The sequence below is a fragment of the Cecembia sp. genome (genome assembly GCF_007126775.1).
In the GTDB taxonomy this organism is placed as follows: Bacteria; Bacteroidota; Bacteroidia; order Cytophagales; family Cyclobacteriaceae; genus Cecembia.
In genome coordinates, this window is record NZ_SLAP01000159.1 from 1 (window position 1) to 21,201 (window position 21,201).

Sequence of the window (21,201 nt, forward strand, 5' to 3'; positions counted from 1 at the left end):
GGGAAAAAAAATAAAACGAATGAAAGACTTCATCTTAAATCTCATCACAGATCGTATAATCAAGCGCCAGCTTTAACTCGTTATAATTATTATTTCTAATTTAATGCATAATTGATAAATACGAAAGCCATCTTTTCGTGTAAATAAGTGTAATTCCTGCCCGAAGCAGCCGGACGTGGACCATTTTTTTTTCACCTTATTGGCCTCTTACTAAAAGTTAGCTATTTAACGTTACTTTTAAAGTGTCTTCGGATTCGGGTTAAACTTTTAAAGGATATGAATGTTAATATTTTGTGTATAAATCGATAATTTCGGTGGAAAAATTGTGTATAAATAAATTGGTAAAATATTGGTTTTCAGGTTTTTGTTAACCAATTTGGATAACATCAGGTGAGAGATAAAAGAGTGAAGGTAAAACTTCAGATTACTTTGACAAGCTGAATTAGATAAAGAAGTAGTATGGTGTAAAATCCAGACTATAACAGGTAGTGCTGAAATTCTGAGATCTTGATATGCATGAAAATGTATTGCGGCCATCCAATGGACCGTTATATCAGCAGAAGTATTTTCAAATTGGGCAACTGAAATGACTCATAATAACTGTAGCTTGGCATAGTTTGGCAGACTACGGTCTACCAGGTTATGAAGCGGGAAGTATTCGAAAGAAAACTTCCCGCTTTTGTTTTTTATCTCCTCTGAACAGGAGAAAGTAGATTTGATTTACTCAGACTTCTTCAAAAGCAAGAGGTGTTCGGTAAAAACCCCTTTGTTTTGGTTTGGATTACAAACACATCCCCACTCAAAGGAAATTCACTCAACTGATCCGCATTTAAATTTTCTCTGGCCGTTGTCACCAATAAGCTATCCAAGTTTTCTCCGCCAAAAGCACAGGAAGTCACATGCGGAACAGGTAAAGAGACTTTTTCCATCAATTTTCCGGTAAGCGGATCCCATCGGTAGACTCCCGAACCTCCATAATGGGCAATCCACAGTTTTCCTTCTACGTCGATACACATCCCGTCAGGCGTTCCTAAGGAATTGGGAATATCAATGGCGATTCGGTCAAATTGAATGGTGCCACTTTCCAAATCAAAATGATAGGCATTGACCTTTTGTGTGGGGCTGTCAATATAGTAGAGCATTTTGTCGTCATGGGTCCAGGCCATTCCATTAGAGATGGTGATCTGGTCTAAATGCTTTTGAATTTTTAAATCTTCATCCAGGCTGTAGAATGCTCCTGCACCTTTGTCGAAATTTTTGCTCATAGAACCCACCCACAATCTTCCCTTAGCATCACATTTCCCGTCGTTCAAGCGGTTGCCCGTTATGTCCTCTATTAAAGCAATCCATTCTAGGTTTTCGGTTTTGAGGTTAAAGCGTGCGATTTTTTGGTCCAATGCCAAAATCAGGTGATCGGCTTTTCCTTCCAACACCAAAGTGATGCGCTGTTGAAATTTCCAGGTGTTAACTTTTCCGCTGTCCATGGGATATTCAAACAACTTCCTATTTTCTATATCCACCCAGAAAAAACTGTTTCTTATTACATGCCAATAAGGCCCTTCTCCCAAAAAGCATTGCGATGCGTACAATTGAACTGCTTCCATATTAGTCGATTTTAACCAGGCCAATATTGGGCCAATTTATTTCTTAAAAATGCCACACTTCTTTCCAGTTGGTCCATGCCTTCTACGCCATCCTCAATGCTGATCCAACTGTCAAAACCCACCCGCTTCAATTCAGTAAATATGGCATCATAGTCATTCAAGCCTTTTCCGATTTCTCCATGGCTTAACCTTTTGGCATAGCCAAGGGCGCCGTCTTCTTCATTTCTCAAATCTTCAATGGTGCCAAACTTCAGGTACCTGTCACTGGCATGCATGGTGACCACGCGTTGGGAAACTTTTTTAAGTAATTCCAAAGGATCTTCTCCTGCCAAAAAAGCGTTACTGGGATCGTAATTTACCCCAAAATTGGGATGGTCTATGCTGTCCACCAATTGGGTGAATACGTCCATTTTTTGGGCAAACTCCGGATATTCCCAAAAATCATCCTTGTAATGGTTTTCCAAAATCAGAGTAATGTTGCGCTCCTCGGCATAAGGAAGACAGCTTTGGATACAATCTGCCGCCAGTTTTACACCTTCCTGGATGGTCAGTTCAGGTCGTCTTTGACCGGATAGCACCCGGCAACAAGAACCTCCAAGCGTATGGGTCATGTCTATCCAGTATTTTTGTTTGTCGATTTCTTTTTGCCTGAAAGTTTTGCTGGGATGGGTGAAATCAGGGGAGCAGCACATCATGGGAATGACTTTCCCTTTGTCTTCCACCATTTTTCTAAAAAGCTTCCAATTATGGGTATCCTGCATTTCCAAAAAACCGGCATACCATTCCAGTCCCTCAATATCCAATTGGGAGGCAAGTTCGATCCAGGTAGCCAATTTCATGCTGCCATCTTTGCAGAGGGCATGCATAAAGGCTTTTGGGAAAGCAGCTAATTTGGGCATAATTCTTAGATTAAGGTTTTCCATGAATAGTAGTAGGATCCTTGGGTGCATTCCTGCCCATCAGTGGATGTTGTTCAAGGTCTACGACCTGCCCGCTGATAGGTCCGCTTTCGTCAGCCAGCCAGTAAATTGCTGCTGCAGCGATTTCCGAAGGCCAAAGTATCCTTCCTGAAGGGGCATACATGGCAGGGATTTCTTCATGCCAGTTTTCTGATAAACCATCTTGTTTTTTGTGCTGCCGCTCTCTTTCGGTGAGTACCCAACCCGGGTTGATTTGATTGACCCTGACACCATGGGTTCTGGGTAATACATCTCCCAAGTTTCGGGTCATTGTCATTAATGCCCCTTTGGACATACTATAAGCCAATAAATTGGGTTCGCCGCTCCAGGCGTTGACTGAACCAATGTTCAGCACTACACCCTTCGAGGCTGATAAATAAGGAAGGGCTGATTTGATCAATATAAATGGGGCAATACTGTTTACCTCCAGTACTTTTCCCAAAAATGCAATGTCAGTGGAGTCAATGTCTGAATTGACAACCCATGCAGCATTATTGACTATGGCGTCTAATTTTCCCCAGGTTTTAATGGCTAGTTCCACCAACTTTTCTGGACAACCCGCTGTACTTATGTCCTCTATATGCAAGACAGTATTGTCTTCACCAAATTCTTGGATGGCTTGTAAGCCCAAGTCCTCTTCCAATCCATGGACTAGGACTTTAGCTCCTTCTGAAATGGCCGCTTTGGCAATGGCTTTTCCTATGCCTGTTGTGCTTCCGGTGACGATGATTACTTTGTCCTTCAATCGCATTCTATACCGGCTTTAAAACACTTTTCACCACTTTGCCTTCATGCATCAGTTCAAATGCCTTTTTCCATTCTGTGATAGGCCAGACGCCTCCGATGATGGGTTTGACATCCAATTTTCCACTGGACATCAGGCTGATCACTTTTTCCCATATTGGCCAGTTGTGACTGAAACTTCCCTGCAAACGCACATTTTTCTGAACCAAGGGATCAAGGGAGAAATTGCAGGGCTGGGGACCCCAACCTACTTTCGTGATCTGCCCATTGGGCCGTACCAGGTCCATGGCAATTTTAAGGGTGGCTGAAACACCTGCAGCATCCACTATCAGATCTGCACCCAAGCCATCGGCTTTTTTTGCCCAATCTTTTGCTGCCTCTCCAATCAAAGCATCGCAACCATAATTTTTTGCAACTTCCAACCTTCCTCTATCTGCTTCCAGGCCCACAATGCCCACTTCTGCCCCACATAAGCTGGCGACCGCCGCACAAAGGATCCCAATTGTCCCAGGGCCGATTACCAATACCTTGTCCCCAGGTTTGATCCTTGAATTCCCAACTACTGCATTGTAGGCTACAGAGCAAGGTTCCGTAAGACAGGCCTCCTCAAAAGCCAATTGATCAGGCACATGGTGGAGACACCTGGCAGGTACCTTTACAAATCTCGTCATGGCCCCGTTTACCCCATATCCGAAGCCTTTTCTGGTTGGATCAAGATTATAGAGTCCTGTTCTGCTCATAGGGTTTTGGGCATCAATCACCGCTGCGGTTTCACTTACCACCCTGTCACCGACCGACCAATCCTTTACCCGGCTTCCAAGTGCGGCGATTTTTCCACCGAACTCATGCCCCAACACTACAGGGTAATTCACCGGCCAGCTATGGTCAGAGGTCCATTGATGGAGGTCACTGCCACAGACGCCTACATTTGCTACTTCCAATAAAATATCATCTTCCCCGATTTCAGGCATGGAAATTTCTCTGATTTCCACAGAGCCTTTAGCTTCTGAGTAATTGACTACTGCTGCTGATTTGCTGGACATGGTTGTTATTTTGATTGATTACTGGTCATGAATGGCTGCACATATTTTTCTTAAAGATGCTTCCAAATCCCCATCTGCGGTTTTGAAGGCATCTGCGTCTATGGTAAGTGGAGCTCCTAATACGACAAGAGGTGCACCCAATTTCGGGCATCGAATGGCCTGTTCCAGACTAAGCCCGCCTACCGCCTGTACAGGTATTTTGACTGCAGCCACTACCTCTTTCAATTGGTCTAAGGGGCTTGGCATTGGGCGTCCTGCAGCTGCAATTCCTCTCCTTTCGTCGTAACCTATGTGATGGATTACATAATCACAGCCCAGGTCTTCAAGAAATTTGGCCCCTGCGACCATATCTGGGCAACCCAAGTTATCTCCCATTACCCCAATGCCGTAATCTTTTCCTGCCTTTACCACGCATTTGATGGTTTCTTCATGTGCCCTTGCCATGACGACCACATGGGTGGCACCTGCTTTGGCCATCATTTCAGCTTCCAGGTAACCGCCGTCCATGGTTTTTAGATCAGCTACAATGGGTGTATCAGGGAAGGCTTCTCTTAATTTTCTGACTCCATGGAGGCCTTCGGCTAAAATTAAAGGCGTGCCGGCTTCTAGCCAGTCTACACCTGCCCGAAGGGCCATGGCGGCCGTTTCCAATGCCTCATCGATATTGGTCAGGTCCAAAGAAATTTGAACAATGGGTTTCATAGGCTATTTGGGTCAAATAGGGTTCTATTAAAGATAGGGCTTTGATTCTTTTTTGGCAAAAAATGAAAGTATTCTTAATTACTATGACTTCGCATAACCTGGAAACTACCCTTTATCAGGCCATGAAATGGGAAGTATTCGAAAGAACACTTCCCGTTTTTACATTTTTTATTGGCCTAGGCTACTCATATCAATCAGACAATCCACATTGGGGTGCATCCAAAGGAAAGTAGCCGGGCAATAAGTAGTAATTCTTCTTTCCAGAATTTGCTGAATGGCTTCCTGTTTTCCTTTTCCTGTGATGAGGAAAATAACCTTTTTGGATTGCATGATGCCCTGCATACCTATGCAAAGTCCATAAGCCGGTTCTGACCCTTTAGCAAGATTGGGATCATGCTGAATGGTAGCGGGTTCCAGGAGGTTTTTATGGAATCCTGTTTCCAGAAATTCCCCAGGCTCATTGAAAGCAATGTGTCCGTTTTTTCCCAAACCTAAAATAATGACATCCATAGGACCCTGTTCCTGTATATAATTTTCCATCCTGTCACATTCTTGGTCCACCTTCTCGGAAGCTGTATCAAAAGTGATGTACCTTGCTTCCGGAATATGTAAAGGACCTAAAATATGGGTTTGAATATAGGTTTCGCAGGAGTCCGGATGCTCCAGAGGAATGATTCCCCATTCGTCCATTTTAACAATTGTCATATTGCCAAAAACACTGGGCTTTTTGGCCATTTCGGCGTACATGCCGGTAGGGGAGTTGCCGGTAGCTGCACAAAAAAGTAAATTACTTTTTTTGCTTGCTTCTTGTTCTACTATGTCCGCAGCCTGTTTGCTAAGGGATTCATAGTCATTTAAATAATGGATATTCATAAAGATTTTTGGTCAATTTCTTAAAATATTATTCGCCTCAGGCATTTCCAAAAATATTTTTTTCAATAAAGACATTTCGAAATTTTCCTTCAGGGTCATGTTGCTGCATAAGTTTTTTAAAGTCTTTAAATTTGGGATACCTATTTTCCAGTTCAGAAGGAGGTACAGTAAATAGTTTTGCCCAATGTGGCCTGGCCCCAAATTCTGAAAGTTTTTCCTCCATTTTGGGTAACAATGCCATGACTTCAGGGATCTCTTGCTTCCAGGTGGTGTGGAAGGCAATGGCATTTCTTTCAAAGCATGGGCTTAGCCATAAATCATCTGCCTGTATTCCCCGGATTTCCGAAATGAAAAGGTGCGGACCGATTTCTTTTGCCATTTCCTGTACTGCTATGAATGCAGGGTAGGCATTTTCAAGCGGCACAAAAAATTCGGATTGTAATTCTTCACCCGCACTGGGTTGGAATTCCATTTTAAAATGTGGCAGCCTTTCATACCAGGGGCCGAGAATTCCCATCTGATCTGTACAGCTTTCCGCCGACATGCTTTCCACGGGGTGGAGATTGCCAGCAGCAGGGACTGCACCAAAAAAGTTTTCGGGAAAATCTATTGCGCCGCTTGTATCGACTTTTTTCTTTATCCAAACCTGATTGATTTGATCTTTGCTCCAATCGGTAAACAAACTTACGCTGTATCCTGCGGACATGATGGTCTCAAAATTTTCCATTAAAGCTGAAGTTGGGAGGTTTTGGTACACCATCTGTGCCATTTGAAAAGTCGGTTGCACATCTAACGTTATCTTGGTAATCAGTCCAAGAGCTCCCAAAGCTACCACAGCTCCATTAAACTCAGGGTCTTTATCTCTCTGAAAGTGGATTATTTCTCCTTTTCCGTTGATCATTTCAATGGCTGAAACGGCAGTAGATAAATTGCCATTTCCAAGACCAGAACCATGTGTGCCGGTACTGATTGATCCAGCAATGGAAATATGGGGCAATGAAGCAAGGTTGTGTAGGGCGTATCCTGCTTTATCCAATAGGAGGCAAAGGTCTCCATATTTCATTCCTGCTTCTACGGTTACTGTCATTTGTGTTGTGTCCAAATCAACCAAGCGATTTAGGTTCTGGGTAGAAATCAGGTTTTTATCGCTGTCAGCTATGCGGTTGAAGGAATGGGCGGATCCAAGTGGTCTTAGTTTAGTTAGTTTTTTGACCAAACTAATGGCCTCATCCATGGTATCAGGAGTATGGATCTCTTGCGTGCTGAAGGTCAGGTTTCCGGCCCAATTTTTAAACGCTGTTGTTGCCATTTCCGGTTTTTTAGGTGTGCAATTTAGGATCGGGCTGAAAACTGCCGCTCCCACCAAAGTGGAAGCAGTTTTTAGAAAACTTCTTTTGTTCATAGGTTTTGTGCTTTCGTTTTTCAGATTGGTTTTAAGACGCTTTTGATTACCCGGCCATCCTTCATTTCCTCAAAAGCCCTCCTCCAATCTGTAATTGGCCAGACGCCTCCAATAATGGGTTTAACGTTCAGGTTACCTTTTGCTAGCAGGTCAATGACCTTTTCCCAAATAGGCCAATTGTGGCTGAAACTTCCCTGAAGCCGGATGTTTTTATGAACTATAGGATCCAGGGAGAAATTGCAAGGCTGTGGACCCCAGCCTACCTTGGTGATCTGTCCATTTGGCCGGACCATTTCCATTGCAGTCTTCAAAGTAGCACTGTTCCCGGCAGCATCTATCACCAAGTCTACTCCCAGTCCATCTGTTTTTTTGCACCAGCCTTCAGCATTACCGTACAAAGGATGGATGCAGTAAGCTTTTGCCGCTATGTCCAATCTGGACCTGTCAGTTTCCAGACCCAGCAAGGCAACCTCTGCACCGCAGATTTTGGCAATTGCTGCGCATAAGATACCAATGGTGCCTGGACCTGTAACCAATACACGGTCCCCTGGGCGTATTTGGCTGTTGCCCACCACCGCATTATAAGCCACACTACAGGGTTCTGTAAGGCAAGCTTCTTCAAAACTCAAGTTGTCGGGAATACCATGAAGGCATCTCTGGGGCACTTTAACATAATGGGTCATGGCTCCATCCACACCATAGCCAAATCCTTTTCTTTCCGGATCTAAATTATAAAGTCCTGTTTTTGTGAGGGGACTATTGTGATTGATTACAGCGGCCGTTTCACTGACCACCCGATCTCCGACTTTCCAATTCTTTACGGATTTTCCGGTAACAGCAATATTGCCACTGAATTCATGGCCTAGGACTACCGGATAATTTACCGGCCAGCTCTGTGTTGCCATCCATTGGTGCAGGTCACTTCCGCATACACCTACATTTTGAACCTGTAAAAGCACATCTTCATCTCCGATTTCAGGAAGTGGAACTTCCCTTATTTCTACAGAACCTTTGGATTTTGAATAATTGACCACAGCAGTTTGCATGGGATTCATAGGACTTTTTTGGCAGATAATTTTCTAATTTAATGCATAATCCAAAATAAGAAAGAAAAAATTGATGAATGGGTTTTTTAATGTTGATAAATTTGTTGATAAACCAATAAAACATGTTGAAATTTTGTTCATAAATAAATATATAAAATATTGTTTCCTATCATTAATTTCAAGTACTTTGACAACATCAAGTGAGAGATAAAAGGCGGAAAGTAAAATTTCCGACTGGCTTTGAAGACAGAAAGGATAGATTGCGAAGGGGCTTTAATTGAGAGATTAAAGTCTGAAAAGGGAAACCGCAGAAGCATTGATTCATTGCCTTGATATCTTAGGATGTTTAGGTGGATTCAAGGGTCAGTTTTTAAACTTGGGCAACTGGGTCTGAAGTCATAATAACTGTAGCTTGACATGTTTTGGTGACTATGGTTATCAAAAAATGAGACGGGAAGTTGATTCGCAAGAATTGCTTCCCGTTTTTGCGTTTATATTGAAAAATATTAACATCCATTTTATTATTCCCGTATGAAATACCGAAAGGAAATGCTAACTTCCTTTAAATTTAAAGTCCCATGTCTAAGGAAAAAACAGTAAAAAAGGCTGAGAAGAAAAAGCCGGAGAAAAATCTCAAAGAAAAGCGGGCCGATAAGAAGGCCAAGAAAGACAGCAAAAGGCGGGATGGATAACAAATGATGTTTATTCATTATATGGTATTCAAGCCAATGGGTATTTCAGAATGTATGGAGTCACAAAAAACCCTTCCCGGAATGGAAGGGTTTTTCTTTATGCCATTTTATCGGATGGATTTAAAACCGAATGAAATAGAAATTAAGGTTTTATCAAAAAATTAAATTCCCGATTGATTTATCCTGTACAAGGTTTCATATTTTAATTAATAATGGAAGAAAACTGTGCTGTCTGTTAATAAGTTTGTTGATAAATCAAAAATCCATGTTAATATTTTGTTAGTAAGTAAATGTATAAAATTTTGTTTTTTGAAGTTAAATTAACGTACTTTGATTTCATCAAGTGAGAGATAAAAGATCGGAAGTACAATTCCGGACTGGCCTTGAAAACATAAAAGATAGATTGCGAAGGGGCTTTAATTGAGAGATTAAAGTCTGAAAAGGGAAACCGCAGAAGCATTGATTCTTTGCCTTGATATCTTAGGATGTTATGGAAATTTCGGGGTTTGGTTTTTAGACTTGGGTAACTGAGTTTATCGTCATAATAACTGTAGCTTGGCATGTTTTGATAACCAAGGTTGTCAAGTCATGAAACGGGAAGTCAATTCGTAAGAATTGCTTCCCGTTTTTGTTTTTTAGACTATGTATATTTTTTATACGCTGTTAAATTGTTCTATAACATTTGGTATTTTCCTTTATTCTTTTCCTTATTTATTCCATTGGTTGTCACAAAACGAAAGTTTATATAAAATTCTGCCTCTTGGGATACTAAATTATGATGATAATTTCAACCCCTGTAAAACTTTGGGTATATTGAAAATCCTGTCAGTCCCATAAACCTACTTAACCACTTCTAAAATGATATTGATACTGACCATTCTGCTCGCCTTAGGGATTATATTGATCGCTATTGTAAAGTTTGACATCCACCCTTTTTTGGCGCTTTTTGTTACGGCTATTTTATATGGGTTGTTATCCGGAATGCCAGGTGATCTGATCATTAAATCTATTTCGGAAGGATTCGGAGGTGTTTTGGGCAGTATTGGGTTATTGATTTTGCTGGGGGTCTTTTTAGGGACCTTTCTGGAAAAAACCGGTGGGGCACTGGTCATTGCCGAGAAAATATTACAATGGATCGGTCAAAAGGCTGTTACGAAAGCCATGTTGCTCTGTGGTTATATCCTATCTATTCCGGTCTTTGGGGATAGTACTTTCATCATGTTGAACCCTATTAGCAAATCTTTATCTCTCAAAAGCAAGGTTCCTTATGCGGCCACAACCATTGCTGTGGCTTTGGGGGCCACAGCATCCCATTCTTTGGTGCCACCCACTCCAGGTCCCATTGCCACAGCAGGGATATTGGACGCTGACTTGGGCATGGTCATCTTTTGGGGGTTGATCATCAGTTTGATTACGCTTATTCCCTCTTACTACTTTATCAAGAAGGTAGCCTATAATATTCATTTGGAGCCCCAGCTAGCCGAAATTGATCCTGAAAAGATTGAAAAGAAATACCCATCAGCTACCAAATCATTTTTGCCAGTAGTGCTTCCACTCTTATTGATTGTCTTGGCTTCTATTGCCAAATACCCTTCACAGCCTTTTGGAGATGGGATTTTCACCACCATAATTACATTTGTTGGTAGCCCCGTTATCGCCTTGTTGCTAGGGGTATTCCTTTCTTTCTCTCTGCCAAGTAAATTTGACTACAAATTGCTTTCTTCCTCGGGGTGGATAGGGGAGGCTATTTTGATCGCAGCTCCGGTCATTTTGATTACCGGTGCAGGAGGTGTATTCGGGAAAATGTTACAAAATTCAGGAATTGCGGATTTGGTAGGAGAAGGTTTGGCAAATGCCAGTTGGGGGATTTTTCTGCCATTCTTAATTGCTTTTTCCTTAAAAACTGCCCAAGGGTCATCTACTGTGGCCATGATTACCACAGCGTCCATCATTGCCCCGCTTTTGGGAGCGCTGGGTATGGATTCAGAATCTATGCGAGTATTTGCCGTTCTGGCAACCGGGGCCGGTGCCATTGCCATTTCCCATGCCAATGACAGTTTCTTCTGGGCTGTTACCCAACTGTCCGGCATGAAAATTTCTCAGGGCAATAAGACCCATAGCCTTGGTACCATCATCATGTCCTTTACGGCCATAGGTCTTATTTTTCTGATTACAAAAATATTTTATTGATCAGCGGGCTGTCCACCCTCCGTCCACCGTCACCATAGAGCCCACCATATAGCTTCCTGCATCGCTTGCCAGGAAAAGGGCGGCACCTTGAATTTCTTTCAGTTCACCCCATCTGCCCAATGCCGTGGCTCCGACCACAAATTTCTTGCCCTCCTCTGTATCTGCTATTGGCAGGTTCATTTCGGTAAGAAAGGGACCGGGACAAATGGCATTGACTGTGATATTGAAAGGCGCCAGCTCCAAAGCCAAAGCTCGGGTCATCTGTACCACAGCTCCTTTGCTTGATGTATAAGGGGTTCTGTTGGACAGACCGACAATTCCCAGCGTACTGGCCAGGTTGATGATACTGCCTTTGTTAGCAGCTTTCATATATGGGGTTACGGCCCTGTTGCTCAGCCAAGTGCCTGTGACATTGATATCCATAACTTTTTGGAAATCTTCAAGGCTTAGCTCATCGATGGCTCCCCGAATATTGATCCCGGCACTGTTAATTAAAATGTCAATCCGTCCAAATTCCTCCATCGCATTTTTAGCCATGGCTTCAGTTTGCTCCTTACTGGACACATCTGCACTGAAATAAATGACTTTTACTGGGTACTTTTCTGCAAGCTCTTTTGCTGCTGCCTTACCTTCTTCCTTATTCCGGCTCACCAACATGATATTGGCTCCAGCAGAAGCCAGTCCGGCGGCCATGGCCAAACCTAAGCCCTTGGAACCTCCGGTAATGATCGCCGATCTTCCACTTAAATCAAAAAGTTTTATTCCAGGTAAATTTTCCATAATGCTGTTTTTTTTAAAGTTGTAGGATTTAATAAGGTTGAATGGATTATTTCAGATTTAATTCGTTTTGACTGTATTGCATACAGCTGATGATATTGTCTTCTTCTGTGGCCAATTGTTCTTCTGGTTTCAAATGACTGATAATGGGTAGGGACCCGGAATGACTTTTGTCCCGCACCAAGCTTAAAGTCCTGGCCAAATCTTTAGCTGGTAATTCGCCGAAGGTAGGCCAATAAGCAGGATCCAGGCAGGGGATTTTTAATGGATCCCTGGTAATCATTTCCAAGTTAAAATTAATGTCTGGATTGTATTTCTGGCAAATCTCTACTGCCTTTTTGAGGTCCACTACCCCGGTACCCAAGGGTATTTCAGATAGTAAAAACCCGTAATCATATGCTTGAAGGCCCATGTCCTTGATATGGGTAGAAAATGCATAAGGCGCCAAAATTTCAATGACTTCGTCAGGATCTTCCAAAAGGGAAATGTTATTTCCGAAATCCAAGGTTACACCGGCCCATTTATTGTCTATCCATTTTATGATTTCCACCAGTTCTTTTGCTCTCCAGTCCTTATGGTTTTCAATTGCCAATCTGACCTGATGCTTTTCGGCTATTTTGGCTGCAATTTTCAATGCATTTAAAGATTCTTCTTTAAAGCGGTCAAATTCCAACCGGCTTTTAAAGGTTTCGTAGCGCCTACCGCCAAGACAAACAGTCCTGAAAATACTCACCCCTGCTGATTTGGCGATTTCTATTTGCTTTTCAAATGTAGCCGAATCTTTTTCCAATCTTGGAAGCCCTATGCTCCCTTCAATAAACATCCCAAGCGCTTGGCTTTCTTGCCGAAGTTGTGATGCAAAATCTCTGTTCCAATTTTGCACACCAACCTGTATGCCCCCAGCTCCAAGGGTATGGCAATGTCCCAATAATTGAAGGGCATTCTGAAAACCTGGAAAGTTTTGGCTACTTACCGTGGAATTCCAACGCAGCCCATATGAATGAACCACGATTCCCATTTTACGTTTTGCCTCAGTTTTCCCCAAAATCTCCCCAGGGAAATTCATTGCCATAGAAAAAAGCCCTGCTTTAAGGATAAAATCCCTACGGCTTTGATCAAAAGGTTCAATGGATAGAGCTTTGGTTTTCATGGTCATTGGGGCGCTGGGTTTTCGATTCGCTTGATATGTTCATTCAGTTCTCCTGCTGTCCAGGGATATACCCGTCCTTGATTGGTATGGCGGGTAGTGCCCACCAACCTGCCGCTGACCGGGCCGGCCTGATTGCCCCATTCATTACGGATATAGGTGAGAATCGCTGCAATATTGCCATCGTCCATGGTGGAGTGGGAAGGCATGACAGGTAGAATTTCAGGGGCATCATATGTTTTACCGGCAATTTCCAAAGGCCCTTCCATACCGTGTAGGATGATCAGTGCCAAGCGGGTTTCATTATCAGTTACCCATTCTGAACCTGCCAAAGGAGGGCCCATGCGGTTCACTCCTTTACCATCTGAGCCATGACAGCCTGCGCAGCTCGCAAGGTATTTCTGTCTGCCCTGGGCAAACTGTTTCAAGGCGATCTCATCCAGGCTGACCGATGAAGCCATTAAGTTTGTCGGAGAATATCCTGGCCATTGAAACATCCGTTTAAGCATTTCTGCCTTATTATCACTTAAATTTTTTTCGGCGAGGTCAATGATCAAAGGTTTCCGCGGGTATTCCAACAAACCCAGATTTTGATTCTCTACTGCTTGAATGGCCAGGCTATTCAGTGCAATATTTACCTTCCAATCTTCATTGTCCTTGCTTTTTTCTACCCATTGGACCAATTCTCTGATTTCCTGTATATTTTTCTTTCTTATAACAGCGGAAAGGAGCATCTCTAATAAAATTTCTTTTTCTGGACTACCTTTTTCCCAGTTATCATTATTCCATAATTCCCTTGCCATGGAGAATTCCCTATCTTGAAGACCGCTCATCAGGGCATCTCTGATCAAAAGCTCCTCGCCATATTTTTCAAACAGGATTTCGGTTAAGGTTATTTGGCTGGCTTCGGGAAGTATGGAAGCACTCAAGGCCAACTGGAGTGCGCGTTTACGGGAAGCCTTAGGCGCTTCGTTCATGAGGAATACATGGAAGTTTTCCAAGATTTCTGGTTCTTCTAGGATTTTTAATTCTACCAATCGCAATGCATGATTTGCCAAAAGGGTGGAAGGGTCTGACATCAACCAAAGCAATAAATCGCTGGATAGCATTTCCATACCCTCTAAAGTCCACAGGGCATGCAATCTTCCCAATTCATTGGTCCCATCTTTGACCATAATCTCCAATGCTGGCACAAGGGATCGGTCTTGCCTTTCCACCAGCAGCCTTTGGGCCATGTCCCTATGCCATCCTATTGGATGTTGTAGCCTTTGAACCAAGTCTTCACTGCTTTCTTGAGAAAGTTGCGGAAAGGCGGATGGTTTCCATTTTTTGGGTACTATTCTCCAAATTCTTCCCATGTGTATGGGCAGAACCAGGTCTTTCTTCAAGGTTTGCTCCCTCAGGTAAGGAGTTACATAGGAGCCATGTTGGATCAATCCACGGTACATATCGGCCACGTAAAGCGCCCCATCAGGACCTACTGCCATATGAACCGGACGAAAGCGTTCATCTTTGGAGGCTAAAAACTCCCTTCCTGGATTAGGATCAAATGCTTCCAGGATTATCCCTGCTTCTTTTACTACATTCCTTTTCACCAAGTTACCCGCCGGCTCACAGACAAAAACATTTCCATAGTATTCCTCTGGGAACAAGTTGCTTCTAAATACGGTGGGGGAGCAGGCGGCTGTGAATTCCAGCAAGCGGCCTTCTTCATCCAGCGTGCCCGGGATGTAGCCCCTGTTCACAGCAAGGGTTGGCCTTATTGGATAAATTCTTCTATCAATTGTCAATCCATGGTCAATGCCAGAGGAGGATGTATGATTGGGATTTCTTCCCAGATAATTTGGAGGTACCAAATCCCCATGGAGCTGGGACCAGTTGTAGTTATAAATTAACCTTCCCTGGTCATCCTGGCTGATGCCGTATTGCCCTCTGGCTTCTGTGCTGTCCCTGATCCATTCTCCCTTTACCTGGCGGTAACGCAATTTGGATTTGGCACTGTAGTACCAGTTGTCAATATTCCTGAGCAACCCATTGTCTGAATGTTCAGGGATGCCATTGGCAGCATAAGTGGAGTCGAAAAGTTCTTTACGGTCAGCAATCAGATCCCCATTATCATCATAAGTGATCCACAAGGCATTGTTCTCAGCCACCAGAGCACCTCCCTTGATCAGCCCAAGGGCTCTTGGCATTATGAGGCTATCCAGATAGATAGTGCTTTTGTCCATTTGTCCATTCCCATTGGTATCTTCCAAAACATTGATTCTTCCCAGAGGTAATTTTTCTCCCTCCCCGTCAATATCCGGCATGAAGCTCCTCATTTCTATGACCCAAAGCCTGCCATCTTCATCAAAAGTGATAAAAATTGGATCCTGCACCAGGGGTTCGGAGACTACCAATTGTATTTCAAATCCCTGTTCAATTTGGAAAGTCTTCAATGCTTCTTGAGGACTTTTGGGAGGAGAAGGGGTATTTCCGTCAATGGGGCTTTCTGCTGTACAGGCGAAAAGCCATACAAGGGCTAGAAAGGGAAACAAAGACCTGGGTAGGTTCATCTTGGGCTTAAAGTAATAGGTTATAATGGGTAATATTTGCCGTGAATGAAGCATTTCATTTACAGTTGTCTATAAGTTGGCATTATTTATTTAAAAGCACAAAAAAGAATTACAGAAACGGCTAAATAATTGATTGACAAAAAAATATAGATAGGCTTTGAGAAAAGGGTAGGTGAAGCCAATGCATTATTCAACACTCATTATGTTATTTTTACAATAAGAAAACGCCTTTTGTGTAATCCTTAATGGATTGCTATTAAAAAGGTGTCTTTTTGTTTAGATTGAATAAGTTTTTTTTAAAAAATAAACCTAATAGCCATGGCAACAAACAGAAGAGAGTTTTTACAAAAAGTGGGACTTGGAGGGGCTGGCTTGGGTATGGCCGCAGCGATACCTTTGAAAGGTATCACCAATCCCGATAAGCATATAAATTCTTTTGATGAAGCTGATCAGTTTCTTCGAATAGGAGATGACATAGCCAATGCGGAGACTATTTATGGAAAAATCAGAGGTTATGAGCTAAATGGGATATACACCTTTCTTGGTGTTTCTTATGGGGCTGATACCACTGGGAAAAATAGATTTATGCCACCCCAAAGGCCAGAACCCTGGTCTGATGTAAAACATACGATTTGGTGGGGTAATTCTGCCCCTCAGATTATGGATAACCGTTATGCTAATGTCCATTATTCCTTTGCTGATCATTGGAACTATGATGATGTCAGCGAAGATTGCCTTAAACTCAATGTTTGGACTCCTGGAATAGCTGATGGTAAAAAGCGCCCAGTTTTGGTATGGCTCCATGGTGGAGGATTCACGAATGGCAATGCCATTGAACAGGATGGTTACCATGGGGAGAACCTGAGTAAGCAAGGGGATATTGTATTCGTATCCATCAATCACCGCTTGGGCCCGATGGGATTCACGGATCTATCAGGAGTAGGTGGTGAAAAATATAAAGCTTCAGGAAATGTGGGCATGTTGGATATTGTGGCTGCTTTGGACTGGGTGAAGGAAAATATTTCCAACTTTGGCGGAGATCCCGATAATCTGACCATCATCGGACAATCTGGAGGCGGCTCAAAAGTAACCGCTACCCTGGCTATGCCCATTGCTAAAGGCAAAGTACAGAAAGCTGTTGCCTTAAGCGGTTCCATGCTGAAAGGGATTGATCCCAATTATTCAAAGAAATTGGGCGAATATGTGATGAAGGAAGCAGGTCTTACTCCTGCGACTTTGGATAAATTGCAGGAAGTACCTTGGAGAACATACCTGGATATCTCCTACCGTGCTTTGGAAAAAATGAGGGAGGAAAGTACGGGCAGCTCCAGAACTGGATTTGCGCCAGTTGCCGATGGGGCTTATCTTCCATCTGGGGAATTTTTCTCAGGTCCGGACAGCGATGGATCCGATATTCCATTGATGATTTGTACCACTTTTCATGAATGGAACCCTACCAGGGCAAACCCTGAATTGGAGGCCATCAATTTTCAGGGTGTTATAGAGCAGATCAAGCCAAGATTCGGCAACCAATCTGAAAGTATAGTAAATGCATATCAAGCTAATTTTCCGGAGAAAAAACCTGCTGAAATCTGGTCTATGATTTTATCCAATAGGTTATCTGCTGTAAATACAGCCACCTTCAAATCCAAACAGAATGCACCGGTTTATATGGCCTGGTTTGGCTGGGAACCTAATTTATACAGTGGTAGGATGCGGGCCTTTCATTGCATAGATATCTGTTTTTGGTTTGCCAATACAGACAGAATGTACACCCATACGGGGGGAGGTAGTAGGCCAAGAAAACTTTCTGAAAAGATGTCAGATGCCTTGCTCGCCTTTATGCGTACTGGAAATCCCAATAATCCTCAGCTTCCTGATTGGCCAGCTTTTACGGTTGAAAATGGAGAAACCATGGTGTTGAATGATCGCTGCGGTGTGGAAAATGATCCAGATAGATCAGCCCGGCTGTCCCTCTCCTCCATCTGATTTCCAGGCTTTGCGGAGGAAGCGTAGCCAATTGCCAAACATGACCTTTTCAATGTCTTTAGCGGAGTAACCTCGCTTGGATAGCAGGGAAGGAATCTTTTGAAGATCTGCGATGGTGTCCAGATCATGGGGGCATTGCTCTTTTCCAAAAGCACCATCCAAATCTGAACCGATCCCAATATGATCTGCGTTGCCTGCAAGCTGACAGATATGGTCAAGGTGGTCAATCAGTTTTTCCAGGTTGCAGCCCATTTCCTTGGGTTGGGATTTGCCTCTTACCCAGTTTGGCACCATCATCCAGGCATCCATCGCTCCTCCAATTACTGCACCTCTTTCGATCAGCACTTTGAGCTGCTCATCGGAAAATTGGCGGTTGTGGTTGACCAAAGCCCTGCAATTGTTATGGCTGGCCCAAACATATCCATGAAAATGATCCATAGCCTGCCAGAAGGCATCATCGCATAGATGGGTGGCATCCAGGATGATATTGAGGCGCTCCATTTCCTTAAGCAACTCCAGACCCTTAGGCCCCATTTTTCCTGTGGCATCTGTGCCATTGGCATATCTTCCCGGGCCATAATGTGCAGGACCTAGAGCCCTAAGTCCATTTTCATGAGCCTTTTCCAGGTAATTGATATGAACAATAGAGTCAGCTCCTTCAAGCGACAAAATATAACCAATGGGTTTGGGGCCAAAAGGCAGTTCATTTAACCAGAGATGTAGGTGCTTTTCCAAGCTTTCGAGATCCTTGATCTGAACCATCTCCCCTGCATCTTCCATGGCCTTGTACCAGGCCAACTGCCCTTGGGTCTGTGCCCATGCCTGCTCCGGGGAATGCCAGCCCGGAAGTGGATTGTCTTTGTCAACAAAGCGGGCAATTTGTGTAGCCACCACCAGCCCTATATTTCCTTTTCTGAGTTCAGGCAAGGAAACAGTAGCCTTTCCCCTGTCGGGTTTGTCAACTAATCCCTTTTCCCGAAGATTGATCTCAGCAACAGGTTTTCTCAAGTCCCTGTTCCATTCCAGGGCATTCATACTCAGGTCTAAATGGGCGTCTATGGTGAACATTTTTTTTTCTTAAAACTAATGAAAATTTTTAATCATGGCTATTGAAAGGTTTTTAACCCCACCTTATCGGACTGGTAGGAACTTCGAAGTTATGGTGGGCATTTAGCTCATTTTCAATCCATCATCATTCATTTTCCCGACTCTACCTTCCAACTTCCGAAGTTATTAGCTTACCATTTGATTCTGTACAGGGACTTCAGACCTATAAAGATGATGCCAGCCGGACCTTAGCATCAACTTCCCACGCTGTCCTGTTCCCAAATAAGCCTTAAATGGTATGGCTATCTGAAGAGGAAAGCCCATACTTTGCCAGTTGAGACTTGGACCGGCTTCAACCCCGAGTGATAAGTGACTATTACCTTTTTGCGCAAATGCGTTTAAAGCAAAACCAAGGAATAAGACCAATAAAACAGTTATATTTTTAATTTTCTCGATATCCATAACTATAGAAACCGGAATGGTTCTTTAAATTTTCACCTAACCTGTACCGCATACTTAAGAAATGATTCAGCGAAGTACCTCTTTGTACAACCTTAAAGTCATGAATAATATCTGGTGCATTACTGACTGTATAACTGCCTTCATTTGTTACCATATCCCTGGTTCCAAGCATTCCTGAGAATCTGTAAGCTAGATGAAACCTTGATGTCAATTGATAACGTACTTCTACACCCAGCTCGGGTACTAAGGAGAAGCGGTTTATAACCCTACTTTCAAATTGCATTCCTATATTCGGGGCTGGCTGGGGGAAAACAGGAGTACCCGAGCCAAAATATCCAGTCCAATCCCTGCTATCAAATTGATAGAAGGAAATAATTCCTCCTGTAAGATGAAGGCTAAATCTTTAGTATGCTAATCCAGTATGATAAATGGCCCGAAGTGGGACTTGTAAAGTAGCAAATCCTCCACCTCCATTATCTCCATATCTGGAGAAAGACATAAAGCCGGGTTCATTGTAGAAAGCACTTACGGTGGTATTGAATGTGGTTCTGTACATTGCCAGTTCAAAATCCCATCTTTCACTATGATCATAAGTCAGTCCCAATCCTAAAGTGCCAGAGGGATGGAGATTTCGGAATAAATACCCTTGGGGATCCGTAAAATCGGCTTTTTCGTTTCTTACCCCGGCGTCAATGCCCAGGGAAAATTTTCCCTGGGCATGGGTTTTACAGAAAGCCGAAAAACCCATTATTATTATAGTATTGATAATGTTTTTCACTAGGTGGCTCATACCCTCTTAGGTGTTTTTAATTCCATATCAACTTCATCTTCTCCGTTTTCCGGGTTTCCAAATAAAAAAATCCCTGGTTCTAACTCATAAAAGGGGTCTTCTTCAAAATCATGGCTGGCATAGATGGCATCTATTTCCTCCGGGGTGGTGGATAATAAAAATTGTTCGACCCTATCCGTAAAGTAATCATGGTAAACCCAGGTACCAAATTCTGTATATCTGACTACTTTACCATCTATGATTACCTCTCTCTTTTCATTGACAATAGATGCCGTAAAGTCATCAGCGATGATTGGGTCTTCTTCAACGTCATCATCCTCCAATCTTAGCGGGAAGGGTTGGTTTTGGCCAATTCCTCGTTTTTTTGTCTTAGCGATACAAATTGACATTCAAACAACTGCAATTCTTCCGCTGGTTTTTCTATATTTTTTTCAACGAAATCAGAAAAACTGGCCAGGTTTTTAAAAGCAATTCTTCCCGTAGCATCCAGTTCCGGACTGAAGATTTTAGACTTCCAATCATCATCAACACCTATCATGTCAGGATTTTCAGCAAATTCCTGACGTGAAAACAATAAAATTGTTAGCAAAAACTTTATTTGTAAATTTTCCATCATTTTAAAAGTTTAAATGGTTGAAAATGTGACAAATAAAATCTACTAGTAATTTCGGAAACAATTTTTAGATTTTCAATAGTTGGCTTGAAATTATACGGATAACTCAAACATCGCCTCAATCTCCACGGGAATATTATCCGGAAGAGAACCCATGCCCACGGCACTTCTCACCCCAATGCCATTTTCCTCTCCCCAAACGGCAGCAAAGAGTTCACTGCAACCGTTGATCACATAGGGATGTCTTTCGAAATCTGCTGTTGCGTTGACCATGCCCAAGACCTTGATGACCCTTTTGACTTTATTGAGGGAGCCTATGTTGGCTTTTATTGTTGACAGCATGGCAAGCCCAACCTGCCTCGCAGCTAATTTTCCGGACTCGATATCCATATCTACTCCAATCCGTCCAATGATCAAAGTACCGTCTTCTTTTACGGTACCGTGACCGGAAAGGTAAAGGTATTTCCCATCTACCAAACAGGGTTTGTATACCCCAAGTGGTTTGGGAGCAGGTGGAAGGGTAAGGCCTAAGGCTTCGAAATTTTCTTCAGCTGTTTTCATATTTT

The 21,201-nt window shown here is 42.9% G+C and carries 19 protein-coding genes; 2 read left to right on the top strand and 17 right to left on the bottom strand.

Features of this window, described 5'->3' with window-relative positions; genetic code table 11:
* Positions 1-734: 734 nt before the first annotated feature.
* The 8 genes from QZT73_RS10310 to QZT73_RS10345 form a co-directional block, all read right to left on the bottom strand.
* Positions 735-1,604 carry an SMP-30/gluconolactonase/LRE family protein gene (locus tag QZT73_RS10310; RefSeq protein WP_291788009.1) on the bottom strand — a complete coding sequence of 290 codons (870 nt, stop codon included), beginning with the start codon at positions 1,602-1,604 and terminating at the stop codon, positions 735-737.
* A gap of 11 nt (positions 1,605-1,615) precedes the next feature.
* Complete coding sequence (locus QZT73_RS10315) at positions 1,616-2,503, bottom strand: sugar phosphate isomerase/epimerase family protein (RefSeq protein ID WP_291784349.1); 888 nt, start codon at positions 2,501-2,503, stop codon at positions 1,616-1,618.
* Between the two features lie 10 nt (positions 2,504-2,513).
* Complete coding sequence (locus QZT73_RS10320; RefSeq protein WP_291788011.1) at positions 2,514-3,314, bottom strand: SDR family oxidoreductase; 801 nt, start codon at positions 3,312-3,314, stop codon at positions 2,514-2,516.
* Position 3,315: 1 nt separating this feature from the next.
* Positions 3,316-4,350, bottom strand: a complete 1,035-nt coding sequence (locus QZT73_RS10325) for a zinc-binding dehydrogenase (RefSeq protein WP_291784346.1) — start codon at positions 4,348-4,350, stop codon at positions 3,316-3,318.
* An 18-nt stretch (positions 4,351-4,368) separates the two neighbouring features.
* Positions 4,369-5,052, bottom strand: coding sequence for an orotidine 5'-phosphate decarboxylase / HUMPS family protein (locus tag QZT73_RS10330; protein WP_291784344.1), 684 nt, complete (start codon positions 5,050-5,052; stop codon positions 4,369-4,371).
* A gap of 168 nt (positions 5,053-5,220) precedes the next feature.
* Positions 5,221-5,925 carry a 6-phosphogluconolactonase gene (locus QZT73_RS10335; RefSeq protein WP_291784342.1) on the bottom strand — a complete coding sequence of 235 codons (705 nt, stop codon included), beginning with the start codon at positions 5,923-5,925 and terminating at the stop codon, positions 5,221-5,223.
* Positions 5,926-5,962: 37 nt separating this feature from the next.
* Entirely contained in the window at positions 5,963-7,327 is a 1,365-nt protein-coding gene (locus QZT73_RS10340) for a D-arabinono-1,4-lactone oxidase (RefSeq protein ID WP_291784339.1), read from the bottom strand.
* Positions 7,328-7,347: 20 nt separating this feature from the next.
* Positions 7,348-8,373: a zinc-binding dehydrogenase gene (locus tag QZT73_RS10345; protein WP_291784364.1), complete on the bottom strand. Its 1,026-nt coding sequence runs from the start codon at positions 8,371-8,373 to the stop codon at positions 7,348-7,350.
* A gap of 1,550 nt (positions 8,374-9,923) precedes the next feature.
* Between QZT73_RS10345 and QZT73_RS10350 the strand changes: the two genes are divergently transcribed.
* Positions 9,924-11,255: a GntP family permease gene (locus QZT73_RS10350; protein WP_291784337.1), complete on the top strand. Its 1,332-nt coding sequence runs from the start codon at positions 9,924-9,926 to the stop codon at positions 11,253-11,255.
* On the opposite strand, the gene QZT73_RS10355 is transcribed toward QZT73_RS10350, so the two are convergent.
* From QZT73_RS10355 to QZT73_RS10365, 3 genes are read right to left on the bottom strand one after another with little or no spacing between them, the layout of a single operon-like run.
* Positions 11,256-12,035 (bottom strand): glucose 1-dehydrogenase, encoded by a 780-nt coding sequence (locus QZT73_RS10355; protein ID WP_291788012.1) that lies wholly within the window; start codon positions 12,033-12,035, stop codon positions 11,256-11,258.
* A 46-nt stretch (positions 12,036-12,081) separates the two neighbouring features.
* Positions 12,082-13,182 (bottom strand): sugar phosphate isomerase/epimerase family protein, encoded by a 1,101-nt coding sequence (locus tag QZT73_RS10360; RefSeq protein WP_291788013.1) that lies wholly within the window; start codon positions 13,180-13,182, stop codon positions 12,082-12,084.
* A gap of 2 nt (positions 13,183-13,184) precedes the next feature.
* Positions 13,185-15,734, bottom strand: coding sequence for a c-type cytochrome (locus QZT73_RS10365; protein WP_291788014.1), 2,550 nt, complete (start codon positions 15,732-15,734; stop codon positions 13,185-13,187).
* A gap of 318 nt (positions 15,735-16,052) precedes the next feature.
* Between QZT73_RS10365 and QZT73_RS10370 the strand changes: the two genes are divergently transcribed.
* Positions 16,053-17,723 (top strand): carboxylesterase family protein, encoded by a 1,671-nt coding sequence (locus QZT73_RS10370; RefSeq protein ID WP_291788017.1) that lies wholly within the window; start codon positions 16,053-16,055, stop codon positions 17,721-17,723.
* Here the strand turns inward: QZT73_RS10370 and QZT73_RS10375 are convergent.
* The 6 genes from QZT73_RS10375 to QZT73_RS10400 form a co-directional block, all read right to left on the bottom strand.
* Positions 17,694-18,791, bottom strand: coding sequence for a membrane dipeptidase (locus QZT73_RS10375; protein ID WP_291784328.1), 1,098 nt, complete (start codon positions 18,789-18,791; stop codon positions 17,694-17,696). The two genes, QZT73_RS10370 and QZT73_RS10375, sit on opposite strands and share 30 nt — an antisense overlap.
* 165 nt (positions 18,792-18,956) lie before the next feature.
* Positions 18,957-19,232 (bottom strand): hypothetical protein, encoded by a 276-nt coding sequence (locus tag QZT73_RS10380; protein WP_291788020.1) that lies wholly within the window; start codon positions 19,230-19,232, stop codon positions 18,957-18,959.
* A gap of 403 nt (positions 19,233-19,635) precedes the next feature.
* On the bottom strand, positions 19,636-20,022 hold the full coding sequence (locus QZT73_RS10385) for a hypothetical protein (protein ID WP_291784324.1): 387 nt from the start codon (positions 20,020-20,022) through the stop codon (positions 19,636-19,638).
* Positions 20,019-20,345 (bottom strand): hypothetical protein, encoded by a 327-nt coding sequence (locus tag QZT73_RS10390; RefSeq protein WP_291784323.1) that lies wholly within the window; start codon positions 20,343-20,345, stop codon positions 20,019-20,021. Before QZT73_RS10390 ends, QZT73_RS10385 begins: the two co-directional genes overlap by 4 nt.
* Positions 20,346-20,347: 2 nt before the next feature.
* A complete protein-coding gene (locus tag QZT73_RS10395; RefSeq protein ID WP_291784321.1) occupies positions 20,348-20,638 on the bottom strand; it encodes a hypothetical protein in 291 nt (96 codons plus the stop codon).
* Between the two features lie 90 nt (positions 20,639-20,728).
* Positions 20,729-21,196, bottom strand: a complete 468-nt coding sequence (locus QZT73_RS10400) for a RidA family protein (protein WP_291788022.1) — start codon at positions 21,194-21,196, stop codon at positions 20,729-20,731.
* Positions 21,197-21,201: the final 5 nt, after the last annotated feature.

Coding starts and splice junctions, on each gene's coding strand:
- QZT73_RS10310 (WP_291788009.1), bottom strand. CDS start 1,604: ATGGAAGCAGTTCAATTGTACGCATCGCAATGCTTTTTGGGAGAAGGG.
- QZT73_RS10315 (WP_291784349.1), bottom strand. CDS start 2,503: ATGCCCAAATTAGCTGCTTTCCCAAAAGCCTTTATGCATGCCCTCTGC.
- QZT73_RS10320 (WP_291788011.1), bottom strand. CDS start 3,314: ATGCGATTGAAGGACAAAGTAATCATCGTCACCGGAAGCACAACAGGC.
- QZT73_RS10325 (WP_291784346.1), bottom strand. CDS start 4,350: ATGTCCAGCAAATCAGCAGCAGTAGTCAATTACTCAGAAGCTAAAGGC.
- QZT73_RS10330 (WP_291784344.1), bottom strand. CDS start 5,052: ATGAAACCCATTGTTCAAATTTCTTTGGACCTGACCAATATCGATGAG.
- QZT73_RS10335 (WP_291784342.1), bottom strand. CDS start 5,925: ATGAATATCCATTATTTAAATGACTATGAATCCCTTAGCAAACAGGCT.
- QZT73_RS10340 (WP_291784339.1), bottom strand. CDS start 7,327: ATGAACAAAAGAAGTTTTCTAAAAACTGCTTCCACTTTGGTGGGAGCG.
- QZT73_RS10345 (WP_291784364.1), bottom strand. CDS start 8,373: ATGCAAACTGCTGTGGTCAATTATTCAAAATCCAAAGGTTCTGTAGAA.
- QZT73_RS10350 (WP_291784337.1), top strand. CDS start 9,924: ATGATATTGATACTGACCATTCTGCTCGCCTTAGGGATTATATTGATC.
- QZT73_RS10355 (WP_291788012.1), bottom strand. CDS start 12,035: ATGGAAAATTTACCTGGAATAAAACTTTTTGATTTAAGTGGAAGATCG.
- QZT73_RS10360 (WP_291788013.1), bottom strand. CDS start 13,182: ATGAAAACCAAAGCTCTATCCATTGAACCTTTTGATCAAAGCCGTAGG.
- QZT73_RS10365 (WP_291788014.1), bottom strand. CDS start 15,734: ATGAACCTACCCAGGTCTTTGTTTCCCTTTCTAGCCCTTGTATGGCTT.
- QZT73_RS10370 (WP_291788017.1), top strand. CDS start 16,053: ATGGCAACAAACAGAAGAGAGTTTTTACAAAAAGTGGGACTTGGAGGG.
- QZT73_RS10375 (WP_291784328.1), bottom strand. CDS start 18,791: ATGTTCACCATAGACGCCCATTTAGACCTGAGTATGAATGCCCTGGAA.
- QZT73_RS10380 (WP_291788020.1), bottom strand. CDS start 19,232: ATGGATATCGAGAAAATTAAAAATATAACTGTTTTATTGGTCTTATTC.
- QZT73_RS10385 (WP_291784324.1), bottom strand. CDS start 20,022: ATGAGCCACCTAGTGAAAAACATTATCAATACTATAATAATAATGGGT.
- QZT73_RS10395 (WP_291784321.1), bottom strand. CDS start 20,638: ATGATGGAAAATTTACAAATAAAGTTTTTGCTAACAATTTTATTGTTT.
- QZT73_RS10400 (WP_291788022.1), bottom strand. CDS start 21,196: ATGAAAACAGCTGAAGAAAATTTCGAAGCCTTAGGCCTTACCCTTCCA.